This window comes from Tranquillimonas alkanivorans, from assembly GCF_900115595.1.
In the GTDB taxonomy this organism is placed as follows: Bacteria; Pseudomonadota; Alphaproteobacteria; order Rhodobacterales; family Rhodobacteraceae; genus Tranquillimonas; species Tranquillimonas alkanivorans.
Window position 1 is genome coordinate 218,211 of sequence record NZ_FOXA01000001.1, and the last position, 12,012, is coordinate 230,222.

The 12,012-nt window shown below is 68.8% G+C and carries 12 protein-coding genes and 1 other RNA gene; 10 read left to right on the forward strand and 3 right to left on the reverse strand.

The window, feature by feature from the left end:
- Positions 1–96 precede the first annotated feature (96 nt).
- The gene (locus BM162_RS01055; RefSeq protein ID WP_093416539.1) at positions 97–612 is read right to left on the reverse strand and encodes a c-type cytochrome; all 516 of its coding nucleotides are present in this window, start codon (positions 610–612) and stop codon (positions 97–99) included.
- A gap of 142 nt (positions 613–754) precedes the next feature.
- Here BM162_RS01055 and BM162_RS01060 point away from each other — a divergent pair, with 142 nt between their 5' ends.
- Positions 755–1,588 carry a prephenate dehydratase gene (locus BM162_RS01060; protein ID WP_093416542.1) on the forward strand — a complete coding sequence of 278 codons (834 nt, stop codon included), beginning with the start codon at positions 755–757 and terminating at the stop codon, positions 1,586–1,588.
- On the opposite strand, the gene BM162_RS01065 is transcribed toward BM162_RS01060, so the two are convergent.
- A complete protein-coding gene (locus tag BM162_RS01065; protein WP_093416544.1) occupies positions 1,589–2,050 on the reverse strand; it encodes an SRPBCC family protein in 462 nt (153 codons plus the stop codon). It abuts the gene before it with no gap.
- 37 nt (positions 2,051–2,087) lie between these two features.
- Positions 2,088–3,053: an NAD(+) diphosphatase gene (gene nudC / locus BM162_RS01070; RefSeq protein WP_093416547.1), complete on the reverse strand. Its 966-nt coding sequence runs from the start codon at positions 3,051–3,053 to the stop codon at positions 2,088–2,090.
- A 201-nt stretch (positions 3,054–3,254) separates the two neighbouring features.
- On the opposite strand from nudC, the gene BM162_RS01075 reads away from it, so the two are divergent.
- The 9 genes from BM162_RS01075 to recR all read left to right on the forward strand — a co-directional run bounded on the left by BM162_RS01075 (position 3,255) and on the right by recR (position 11,894).
- Positions 3,255–5,234, forward strand: coding sequence for a bifunctional 2',3'-cyclic-nucleotide 2'-phosphodiesterase/3'-nucleotidase (locus BM162_RS01075; protein WP_245759138.1), 1,980 nt, complete (start codon positions 3,255–3,257; stop codon positions 5,232–5,234).
- Between the two features lie 303 nt (positions 5,235–5,537).
- Entirely contained in the window at positions 5,538–6,548 is a 1,011-nt protein-coding gene (locus tag BM162_RS01080) for an ABC transporter substrate-binding protein (RefSeq protein WP_093416549.1), read from the forward strand.
- Positions 6,549–6,615: 67 nt separating this feature from the next.
- Positions 6,616–7,452, forward strand: a complete 837-nt coding sequence (locus BM162_RS01085) for an ABC transporter ATP-binding protein (protein ID WP_093416552.1) — start codon at positions 6,616–6,618, stop codon at positions 7,450–7,452.
- A gap of 10 nt (positions 7,453–7,462) precedes the next feature.
- Positions 7,463–8,299 (forward strand): ABC transporter permease, encoded by an 837-nt coding sequence (locus BM162_RS01090; protein ID WP_093416554.1) that lies wholly within the window; start codon positions 7,463–7,465, stop codon positions 8,297–8,299.
- Positions 8,300–8,408: 109 nt separating this feature from the next.
- Positions 8,409–8,506, forward strand: an RNA gene (gene ffs / locus BM162_RS01095) — signal recognition particle sRNA small type.
- A 34-nt stretch (positions 8,507–8,540) separates the two neighbouring features.
- Positions 8,541–8,903 (forward strand): YidH family protein, encoded by a 363-nt coding sequence (locus BM162_RS01100; RefSeq protein ID WP_093416557.1) that lies wholly within the window; start codon positions 8,541–8,543, stop codon positions 8,901–8,903.
- Positions 8,904–8,964: 61 nt separating this feature from the next.
- Entirely contained in the window at positions 8,965–10,710 is a 1,746-nt protein-coding gene (locus BM162_RS01105) for a DNA polymerase III subunit gamma/tau (RefSeq protein WP_093416559.1), read from the forward strand.
- Positions 10,711–10,942: 232 nt separating this feature from the next.
- Positions 10,943–11,287 carry a YbaB/EbfC family nucleoid-associated protein gene (locus BM162_RS01110; protein ID WP_093416561.1) on the forward strand — a complete coding sequence of 115 codons (345 nt, stop codon included), beginning with the start codon at positions 10,943–10,945 and terminating at the stop codon, positions 11,285–11,287.
- Positions 11,288–11,294: 7 nt separating this feature from the next.
- The gene (gene recR, locus BM162_RS01115; RefSeq protein ID WP_093416564.1) at positions 11,295–11,894 is read left to right on the forward strand and encodes a recombination mediator RecR; all 600 of its coding nucleotides are present in this window, start codon (positions 11,295–11,297) and stop codon (positions 11,892–11,894) included.
- The last annotated feature ends 118 nt before the right edge of the window (positions 11,895–12,012 follow it).

A 12,012-nucleotide genomic window follows, 5' to 3' on the forward strand; every position in this document is an offset into this window, starting at 1 on the left:
CGCGTGAAGGTCCGGAGCCCGGCTTCAGGGGTCGTATAACGAAAAAGGCCCGGCTGTGCCGGGCCTTTTGTTCAACTTGCCGAAAGCGGTGCGTTATCACTCGGTCGACGCCAGGTACGCGATCAGGTTCGCGCGATCCTCGAGCTTGGGCAGACCGGCGAAGCCCATCGAGGTGCCGGGCGCATAGCCGCGCGGGCTTTCCAGAAAGCCGTTCAGGTTCTCGGGCGTCCAAACGTCGGCCGCGTCGCTCAGCGCACCCGAGTAGTTGAAGCCGGCGACCGACGCGACCTCGCGGCCGACTACGCCGTTCAGGTGCGGGCCGGTGCCGTCCGATCCGTCAAGGGCATGGCAGGCGCGGCACTTGCCGAAGACGCGCTCGCCCGCGCCGGGATCGGCGGCGGCCATCACCTCCGCGAAGTCGACCTCGACCACTTCCTCGGCCCCTTCTTCCTCGCCGGTGTCGATCACATAGGCCTGCGCGATCTCTTCGCCATGACCCCCGTCCTCGCTCACGTGGTAAAGTCCTTCAGCGGCCCAGTTGCCGAGGAGAAAGATCAGGAGCGTGCCGCAGAAGCCGCCCACGATCTTGGTCAGAGTCATTGTGTCGAACATGTCGCGTTGCGTCCCGTCTGGATGTCGGGCGCTATCTATCCGCTTCCGCGCCGGGCTTTCAAGCGATATGCCCGCGACGAAACGCCCGCAGCGGCCGCCGTTGCGCGGGGTGATCCAAGAACAACACCATGAGGGGGGGAGAATGCCGGGACGCATCGCATTCCAGGGCGAGCCGGGAGCCTATTCCCACCAGGCCTGCCGCGAGAAACGACCGGACATGGAGGCGCTGCCCTGCCGCACCTTCGAAGACGTGATCGAGGCCGTGCGCAAGGGTGACGCCGAACTTGCCATGCTGCCGGTCGAGAACTCGACCTATGGCCGCGTCGCTGACATCCACCGCCTTCTGCCCTCGTCGGGCCTGCACATCGTGGACGAGGCCTTCGTCCGCGTGCACATCAACCTGCTGGGCGTGCGTGGCGCGAAGCTGGCGAACGTACGCGAGGCGCTGTGCCACCTCGTCTTGCTGCCGCAATGCGGCGAGTTCCTGCGCGAGCACGGAATCAACGGGCTGGTCAGCCCCGACAACGCCCGCGCCGCCCGCGAAGTGTCCGAGCGCGGCGATCCGTCGGTGGCGGCGCTGGCCTCGGACCTGGCGGCCGAGATCTACGGCCTCGACATCCTTGCCCGGCATATTGAGGATCACGACCGCAACACCACGCGCTTCCTCCTGATGTCGCGCGAGGCCGACTTCAAGCGCCGCGGCACCGCCGGCATGATCACCTCGTTCGTCTTCCGCGTGCGCAACATCCCCGCCGCGCTCTACAAGGCGATGGGCGGCTTCGCCACGAACGGCGTGAACATGACCAAGCTGGAAAGCTACATGGTCGACGGGTCCTTCTCGGCCACGCAGTTCTATGCCGATATCGAGGGGCACCCCGACGACCGGCACGTGCAGCTTGCGCTGGACGAACTCGACTACTTCACATCCGAGATCCGCGTCCTCGGAGTCTACCCGGCGGATCCCCGCCGCCGCTGATCAGGCGGTGACGGCGTAGCGCCCGGCGATGTCGGCGCCGTACTTCGCCACCCGCTCCTCGAACCGGCGATCGAGTTTGCCCTTGGCCAGCTTCAACGACTGCACCAGCAGCCGCGCCGTCAGCGTCGAAGGTCGCAGGTCCAGCGACACGAGCACCCGCGTGCTTTTCGCCGACAGCGGCACCAGCTCGACGCGCAGTTCGGTTTGCACGCCTTCGACCCGGCCCCGCGCCACGATCAGCTCGGGCGCGACGTACTCGGCGATCTCCATTTCGATCCGGCGCCGGTGACCGCGCAGGTCGAAGGCGCCCTTCCATGCCGTGCCCGCCCCCTGCGCGTCGCGGGTGCGCGTGACCTCGGCGCCGCGGCGCTCGGCCTGCTGCTCGAAGCGGCGGAAGTCGGAAAGTTGCTCGAAGACGAAGGCCTGCGGCGCCTCGACATCGGTGCGGGTGGAAAACTTCATGTGTCTGCCCGTTCGCCTGTTTCCCGGAACGCTGACCTCAATCCAACCGGTCCGCAAGCCAGTTGGCGATGATGAAATGCGCGATGGCGCCCGGGCGCGCCGGTTTCAGCGTCGGATCCTCCCCGGCATAGGCCGCCATCATCTCCTCGCGCGTGACCCAGCGCGCATCCTCGAGCTCGGCGGGGTCGAGCGTGATCTCGTCCGTAAGCGCCACGCCCCGGCAGCCGAACATCAGCGACGACGGGAACGGCCAGGGCTGGCAGGCGAGGTATTTCACCTTCCCCACGCGCACGCCCGCCTCCTCGAACGTCTCGCGCCGGACGGCCGCCTCGATCGTCTCTCCGGGTTCGACGAAGCCCGCCAGCAGCGAATACATCCCCACGGGCCAGCCGGGCGACCGGCCGATGAGCACGCTGTTTCCGCGAGTGATCAGCATGATCGCCACCGGGTCCGTGCGCGGGAAGTGGTGTGCACCGCAGGCCGGGCAGAGGCGCTGCCAGCCCGCCATGGCGACATGGCTTTCGTGCCCGCAGCGCGCGCAGAAGCGGTGCGTGGCGTGCCAGCCGAGAATTCCGCGCGCCGTCGCCACAAGTTCCGCGTCCCGCGCCGTGAGCCGGGTCATCGCGGCGCGCAGCTCGGCGAAGCGGTGGGTGTCGGACATGGCCGGATGGCGCTGCTCGGACGGGTCGTGGAAGGCGCCCAGCGTCTCGGGCGTCTCTTCGGGCTCCCACGCCGAAAGGTCGCAAGCGAACCGCGGCCGCCCCTCGTCCAGTCCCAGGAACACCCGGTCCGGCGCATCCGCCAGCGCGGCGTCGTCGGCGGCAAGCCATCCCGGCGCCTCGGTCTCGGCCGCGCCGACCAGCAGCGGCTTGCCGCGCCAGAGCGGCAGGACGCCTGCCTCGGGATCGCGGGCCATGAGGCCAAGCTCTTCCGGCCGGTTGCGCAGGTGCGCCGCCCGGTCCAGTCCCGAGCCGCCGAATGTCACCGTTTCGCCGATCCGCATGCGCCGCCTCCTTCACCTGGTGCGTCCGTGCCACGGTCGGGGACTGAGGTAAACTCTCCCGCAACGCCATTTGCAACCTAAGGTTGTTATGCCATCTTGGCCGAGCGCTGACGTCGCGACACCCCCGCACTTGTTTGGCTACTCTCGAAGGAATGTCATGAAGTACCGTTACCGGCAGGACGTCATTCTCAGGAGACCCGAATGTCCAAGCGACACTTCCCGGCCATGAGCCGCCGCCAGTTCCTCACGACCACCGCAGCCAGCGCCTCGCTGGTGATGCTGCACCCCTTCTCGGCCCGCGCCGCCGCCAACCAGGCGCACCTGCGGCTGATGGAGACGACGGACCTGCACGTCCACGTCTTCCCCTACGACTACTATGCCGACAAGCCGGTCGACACGGTCGGCCTCGCCCGCACCGCTGCGCACATCGCCGACATCCGGTCCGAGGCAACGAACTCGCTGCTGCTGGACAACGGCGACTTCCTTCAGGGCAACCCGATGGGCGACTACATCGCCTACGAGCGGGGCATGAAGGACGGCGACATGCACCCGGTCATCACCGCGATGAACACACTGGGCTTCGACGCCTCGACGCTGGGCAACCACGAGTTCAACTACGGCCTCGACTTCCTGGCCAAGTCGCTGGCCGGGGCGAACTATCCGGTCGTCTCGGCCAACGTGGTCAAGGAGCAGGGCGCAGACCCGACCAAGGACGTCACGCTGATCAAGCCTTACGTCATCCTCGACCGCGAGCTGACGGACGGCGCGGGCAACACGCACCCGATCCGCGTGGGCATCATCGGTTTCGTCCCGCCGCAGATCATGAACTGGGATCGCAAGCACCTGGAAGGCAACGTCACCGCGCGCGACATCGTCGAGACCGCCCGCGCCTACGTGCCCCAGATGAAGGAAGAGGGCGCGGACGTCGTCATCGCCCTGTCCCACTCGGGCATCGGCGCGGCCGAGGCCGAGGACATGATGGAGAACGCCTCGAACGCGCTCGGCGGCGTCGACTGCTTCGACGCGATCATGACCGGCCACAGCCACCTCGTCTTCCCGTCGCCGGCCTATGAAAGCCAGGCGGGCGTGGACCTCGCCAACGCCACGCTGCGCGGCACGCCCGCCGTCATGGGCGGCTTCTGGGGGTCGCACCTGGGCGTCATCGACCTGCTGCTCGAGCGCGACGGCAACGAATGGCGCGTCCTGAACCACTCGGTCGAGACGCGCCCGATCTCGAAACGCGAGGAGGACCGCTCGGTCACCGCGCTGGTCGAGAGCGAGGACGAGGTGCTCGATTCGGTCCGCGACGTCCACGAAGAGACGCTGGCCTATGTCCGCCGCGCCGTGGGCAAGACCGACGCGCCGCTGCACTCGTACTTCGCACTCGTCGCCGACGACCCGTCGGTGCAGATCGTGAGCCAGGCGCAGCGCTGGTACATCGAGCAGATGATGAAGGGTACCGAGTACGAGGGCCTGCCGATCCTGTCGGCGGCGGCGCCGTTCAAGGCCGGCGGCCGGGGCGGCCCGGACTACTACACCGACGTGCCGGTGGGCGACGTGGCGATCAAGAACGTGGCCGACCTGTACCTGTATCCGAACACCGTGCGCGCGGTGAAGGTGACGGGTGCGCAGCTCAAGGACTGGCTGGAGCGCTCGGCCGGCATGTTCAACCAGGTCCCCGAGGGCGCGGACGACGTCGTGCTGCTGAACCCCGACTTCCCCAGCTACAACTTCGACGTCGTCGACGGCGTGACCTACCAGATCGACCTGAGCGAGCCGTCGAAGTTCGACCGCGAGGGCAACGTGGTGAACCCCGATGCCAACCGGATCGTGAACCTCGAATACGAGGGGATGCCGGTGAAGCCCGACCAGGAGTTCGTGATTGCCACCAACAACTACCGCGCCTCGGGCGGCGGCAGCTTCCCCGGTGCGAAGGGCGACACGGTCATCTTCGAAGGTCCGGATACCAACCGCGACGTTATCGTGCGCTACATCGTTGAGCAGGGCACGGTGAACCCGAAGGCCGACGGTAACTGGACCTTCAAGTCCATGCCCGGCACCACGGTGCTGTTCGACACCGGCCCGAAGGCGGCGGAATACGCCGACAAGGTGCCCGGCGTCGTCATCTCGCCCGCCGGCGAGGGTCCCGACGGCTTCGCCCGCTTCCGCATCGAGCTCTGATCCGGCGCGGATAGCACCAACTGGCGGCCGGTCCCGACGGGACCGGCCGCTCCCGTTCCGGGCGCCGCGGTGACGCCACCGGATTCTCGCTGAGCATTCGATCCCGCAAATCTTCGACGAAGAGTTGCCTCCGCCCTCACCGGCGGTCGCACCATCACCAAATTGCACAATCCGCGGGCAGCCGCGCCCCGATTGCCTGCATTGCGGGCACGGCGGCGCTTGGCCCAAGCCACGGCGCGCCCTGCTCTGGTGACCGCCGCGCCTGCCGTGGATCATCGACGCAAAGACCAACGGGAGTCGTCAATGTTCCTCAGACCGATCGCCACCGCGACCCTTGTCCTGGGCAGCCTCACCGGGGCCGCGCTGGCGCAGACGCAGACGCCGTTTGCGCTCGACTGGAAGTTCGAGGGGCCCGCCGCTCCCTACTTCGTCGCCGTTGACGAAGGCTACTTCGCCGACGAGGGGCTGGAGGTCGAGATCGCCGCCGGCCAGGGCTCGCTCGACGCGATCCCGAAGGTAGCGACCGGCGCCTTCCCCTTCGGCTTCGCCGACATCAACTCGCTCATCAAGTTTCTCGACCAGAACCCCGGCGCGCCCGTCACGGCGGTGATGATGGTCTATGACAAGCCGCCCTTCGCCGTCGTCGGCCGCAAGAGCCTGGGCGTCGAGGCGCCCGCCGACCTCGAGGGCAAGGTGCTGGGCGCGCCGCCGCCCGACGGCGCCTGGGCGCAGTTCCCCGCCTTCGCCAGCGCCAACGACCTGGACCTGCAGGCCATCACGGTCGAACCCGTGGGCTTCCCGACGCGCGAGCCGATGCTGGCCGAGGGCGAGGTCGACGCGGTGACCGGCTTCTCCTTCTCGTCCTTCCTCAACCTCGTGCGCCTGGGCGTGCCCGAGGACGACATCTCGACCATCCTGATGGCCGATCACGGGCTGGCCCTCTACGGCAACGCGATCATCGTGAACACCGACTTCGCCGAGGAGAACCCCGACGTGGTCGAGGGCTTCATCCGCGCCGTGGCCAAGGGCTGGGCCGACGCCATCGCAGACCCCGAGGGCGCCATCGCCTCGCTGGTCGAGCGCAACCCGGCCGCCGATGCCGAACTCGAGCAGCGCCGCCTTCAGCTGGCCATCGATGCGAACGTGCTGACCGAGTCGGCCATGGCCGAGGGCATGGGCGGCGTCGACCCGGCCCGGATGGAGCGTGCGCTCGAGCAGATCGCGGAAACCTACGAGTTCCAGGGCGAGCCCGACGCTGCCCTGTATTTCACCGACGCATACCTGCCCGACGACGGCAGCCTCATGCTGAAGTGATTCCCTCGCGCGGGCGGGACCTCTCTCCTCCCTTCTTCCCGGCCCGCCCGCGCACTCTGGACCCCACATGACCGGCCTCATCGACATCAAGGGCGTGACCCTCGCCTACCGGACCGACACCGGCCCGCTTCCCGTTCTGGACGACCTCAACATCTCGGTGCCCGAAGGCGGGTTCTGCGCCGTCGTCGGCCCCTCGGGCTGCGGCAAGTCCACCCTCACCCGCCTGATCGCCGGCCTCATGCGCCCCGACGAGGGCGAGGTCTGGCTCCACGGCGCGCGCGTGACCTCGCCCCGTGCCACCGTCGGCATGGCTTTCCAGAACCCGGTGCTGCTGGAATGGCGGACGATCCTGCAGAACGTGATCCTCCCGCTCGAGATCGTGCCGAACAAGCAGACGAAGGCCCAGCGCGAGGCGCGGGCGCGCGAACTGCTGGCGCTGGTCGGGCTCGAAGGGTTCGAGGACAAGCGCCCCTCCGAGCTGTCGGGCGGCATGCGCCAGCGCGCCTCGCTCTGCCGCGCGCTCGTCCACAAGCCCGACGTGTTGATCCTTGACGAACCCTTCGGCGCGCTCGACGCCTTCACGCGCGAAGACCTGTGGCAGACCATGCACCAGCTGCGTGCGGAAGAGCCGTTCACCAGCGTCCTGATCACCCACGACCTGCGCGAATCGATCTTCTTGGCCGACGAGGTGATCGTGCTTTCGGGCCGGCCCGCCACCGTGCAGTACCGCATGGCCGTTCCCGACACCGGCCCGCGCGACCTCGACCACCTTTACACGCCCGAGGCCGCCGAGATGCTCAACATCCTGCGCCACCAGATCGAGGTCGCGCAGGGCCGCGCCCCGGCCGACCCCGAGCCCGCGACCGCCACGCCGCCCGGCTCGGCCGCGCAGGCGATGCACTGAGAGCCGCGCCATGACAGACGTCCCCTCCCCCGTCACGCGCCCCCGGCAGATCGCGGGCCTGAGCGCCGACCGCCTGAAAAAGACGCTCTTCAGCCGCTCCGTCCTCGCCCCCGTCGCCGCCGTCCTGGTCTTCCTCGCCCTGTGGGAGCTGCTGGTGCAGGCCAACGGCTGGCCCGACTACGTGATGGCCGCGCCCTCGGACCTGCCGCAGGCCTACATCCGGTACTGGGAGCTGTTCCTGGTGATGGGCTGGCAGACGCTGTGGCGCACGGTCGTCGGGCTGGCCGTGGCCGTGGTGTTCGGCGTGCTCGTCGGCATGGTGATGGGCTTCTCGCGCGTCATGCGCGACGCGCTCTATCCCCTGCTCGTGGGCTTCAACGCAATTCCAAAGGCGACCGTGGTGCCCATCGTCGCGCTGTTGTTCGTCGGCCAGCACGACTTCAACACGGCACTCATCGCCTTCATGATCTCGTTCTTCCCGATCGCGGTCTCGGTCTCAATCGGCTTGTCCACGCTCGAGCCCGAATACCGCGATATCCTGCGCTCGCTCGGCGCGAGCCAGGCGATGATCTTCTGGAAGATCGCCCTGCCCAAGACGCTGCCCGAGTTCTTCGGCGCGTTGAAGGTGGCCGTGACGCTCGCCTTCATCGGCACGAACCTGATGGAAATCGTCAGCCCCCATGGCCGCGGGCTGGGCGCGCTGTTCGATTCGGGCAAGACGAACTCGGACTACCCGCTGATGTTCGCCGTGCTCATCGCGCTCGCCTTTTTGGGCATCGTGCTGTTCTACGTGGTCGTGGCGCTGGAAAAGATCTTCGCCGGCTGGGCCGAACGTCCCGCCACCTGACCGCGCGCGCCTCGGGTCCCCTCCGGTCCCTCCCCGCGAAGAGGGACGGCAGGACCGATGAGCCGCGCGCGGGGTTGCAAGCCGCCCGCGCCCTCCTTATGTCTCGCCGCGAGAGGCCGGCGCGGGCAGGCGCCTCGCCAACCCGGTCAGGTCCGGAAGGAAGCAGCCGTAACGAGTCCCGCCTGGGTCGTGTCCGGTCTCTCACCTTTTCCCCGAGAATCGACGCTGCTAGCCTGCCGCCATGGACGGCAAGCAGAAACTGGCGAAGGAACGCACCGACTGGGCCGAGGACCGGACGCTCCTGGCCAACGAGCGCACCTTCGCCGGCTGGGTGCGCACCGCGCTCGGCGCGGTCGTAGTCGCCATCGGCCTGCACGCCGTGTTCCGCTCGATCCAGCCCGACTGGCCGGCCAAGGCGGTCGCGACGGTGTTTCTCGCCGCCGCGCTCTTCACCGCCTTCTTCTCGTGGCGGCGCGCTGAGGAAACACACCGCCGCCTGCACGCCCACGACGCCAACGCCCAGCCGCCGCGCAACTTCGCGGTGCTGACCGCACTGCTCGCCCTCGGGATCGTGTTGACCGGCGTGGTGCTCTGGAGCCTCTGAGCCGGTGGACGAAGCCGCCCCGGCCCCCTAGATTGGCCGCGCCCGATCTCCAGGACCACGCATGACCGACACCCCCCGCCCCTACCAGGTGCTCGCCCGCAAGTACCGGCCCGAAACGTTCGCCGACCTCGTCGGGCAGGACGCGATGGTACGCACGCTGAAGAACGCCTTCGCCGCCGACCGGATCGCGCAGGCCTTCATCATGACGGGCATCCGCGGGACGGGTAAGACTACCACGGCCCGCATCATCGCGAAGGGCATGAACTGCGTCGGCCCGGACGGGAACGGCGGCCCGACCACCGAACCCTGCGGCGTGTGCGAGCACTGCAAGGCGATCATGGAAGGACGCCACGTCGACGTGCTGGAAATGGACGCCGCGTCCAACACCAGCGTCAACGACATCCGCGAGATCATCGACAGCGTGCACTATCGGGCGGCCTCGGCGCGCTACAAGATCTACATCATCGACGAGGTCCACATGCTCTCGACGAGCGCGTTCAACGCGCTCCTCAAGACGCTCGAGGAACCGCCCGCCCACGTGAAGTTCATTTTCGCCACGACCGAGATCCGCAAGGTCCCGGTCACGGTTCTCTCGCGCTGCCAGCGCTTCGACCTGCGCCGGATCGAGCCCGAGGTGATGCTGAAGCTCCTGCGCCGCATCGCCGACGCCGAGACCGCCGAGATCACCGACGACGCGCTCGCGCTGATTACCCGCGCCGCCGAAGGCTCGGCGCGCGACGCGACCTCGCTCCTCGACCAAGCGATCAGCCACGGCGCGGGCGAGACGACGGCTGACCAGGTGCGCGCGATGCTGGGGCTGGCCGACCGCGGCCGGGTGCTCGACCTGTTCGACATGGTGATGGCCGGGGACGCCGCCGGCGCGCTGACCGAGCTTTCGGCGCAGTATGCCGACGGCGCCGATCCGATGGCCGTGCTGCGCGACCTGGCCGAGATCACCCACTGGATCAGCGTCATCAAGATCACGCCCGACGCCGCCGAGGACCCCACCATCGGCCCCGACGAGCGCGCCCGCGGCCTTGCGATGGCCGAGAGGCTGCCGATGCGCATCCTCACCCGCATGTGGCAGATGCTGCTCAAGTCGCTCGAAGAGGTCAGCCAGGCGCCGAACGCCATGATGGCCGCCGAGATGGCGATCATCCGCCTCACCCATGTCGCCGATCTGCCCGCGCCCGAGGACCTGGTGCGCAAGTTGCAGGACCAGCCTCCCGCGCCGCGTCCGCCCAACGGCGGTGGTGGCGGCGGCGCCCCGCAGCCGGGCAGCGCCCCGGTGCACGCGCCCCAGCGCATGACCCACGCCCCCGGCCCCTCCGGCGCGACCACGGCGCTCGCCCGCGCGCCCGAGACCTCGCTCGCCCGCTACGCCAGCTTCGAGCAGGTGGTCGAGCTGATCCGCGCCAACCGCGACGCCAAGCTCCTGATCGAGGTCGAGACCTGCGTCCGCCTCGCCGCCTACGCCCCCGGCCGCATAGAGTTCGAGCCGACCGAGGACGCCCCCCGCGACCTCGCAGCGCGCCTGGCCCAGCGGCTTCAGGCCTGGACCGGCGTGCGCTGGGGCGTCAGCGTCGTGGGCAGCGGCGGCAAGCCCACCATCGCCGAAACCCGCGACGCCGAGGACATGGCCCGCAAGGCCGAGGCCGAGAGGCACCCGCTGGTCCGGGCCGCCCTCGCCGCCTTCCCCAAGGCCCGCATCACCGAGATCCGCAGCGTCGAGGAAATCACCGCCGAAGCCGCCGTCGAGGCCCTCCCCGAGGTCGAGGACGAGTGGGACCCGTTCGAAGAGGACTGACCGCCCCGTGTCCTACCCGCGAAAGCGGATACTTCCTGCCGCACCCGCACCTTTCCCCCGCCTGCGCCGGCGGTGAAAGGTTCCCGCGTCCGCGCGAATGGCGACGCTTCCGCCCGACCGCCGCCTCCCCCACACGTCACCCGCCCTTGAAGATCGCCGCCCGCGCTGCAATCTGTGTCCCCGACGCGACACCCACACGCGGCCGCACGCGCCGCCTGCAAGGAGAGACGAGATGTTCAAGGGAATGGGCGGCCTGGGCGACATGGGCAAGATGATGAAGGCCGCGCAGGAGATGCAGGGCAAGATGGGCGAGCTGCAGGAGCGGCTCGAGACCATGACCGTCACCGGCGAATCCGGCACCGGCCTCGTCAAGGCGACCGCCACGGCCAAGGGCGAGCTGACCGCGCTCGACATCGACCCGTCGATCTTCAACCCCGACGAAAAGGAAGTCGTCGAGGATTTGATCCTTGCCGCGATCAAGGACGCGCAGCAGAAAGCCCAGGCGAAAAGCCAGGAAGAGATGCAGAAGCTGACGCAGGAACTCGGCCTGCCCGCCGGCATGAACCTGCCATTCTGAGGCGCGCTTGGCCGACTCCCCACGCGAAATCGAGACGCTCATCGGCCTGATGGCGAAGTTGCCGGGGCTCGGCCCCCGGTCGGCCCGCCGCGCCGTGCTGCACCTGATCAAGAAGCGCGACGTCCAGCTCACGCCGCTCGCCGAAGCGATGCGCGCCGTGGCCGAAACGGCGCGTGAATGCCTCAACTGCGGCAACATCTCGACCTCGGACATCTGCGACATCTGCAGCAGCGAGAAGCGCGCCATCGGCGAAATCTGCGTGGTCGAGGACGTCTCGGACCTCTGGGCGATGGAGCGGTCGCAGGTGTTCCGCGGCCGCTACCACGTGCTCGGCGGCACGCTCTCGGCGCTCGACAACGTCGGGCCCGAGGACCTGCGCATCCCGCAGCTCCGCGACCGCGTGGCGGCCGAGGAGGTGAGCGAAGTCATCCTCGCCCTCAACGCCACGATCGACGGCCAGACCACGGCGCATTACATCGCCGACCAGCTCGACGGCACCGGCGTGCGCGTGACCTCGCTTGCCCAGGGCGTCCCGATCGGCGGCGAGCTCGACTACCTCGACGACGGCACCATCACCGCCGCCCTGAAGGCCCGGAAGGCGTTCTGACGCGCCACGAAAACCCGTCAGCGGCCCGCTTCAGACGCTCGGCCCAGGCGCCGCGCCGCCCGGCCAGGCGTTCGGCCGGGTCCCGTCCCGCTCCCCAATCACCTCCGCTCGAGAACAC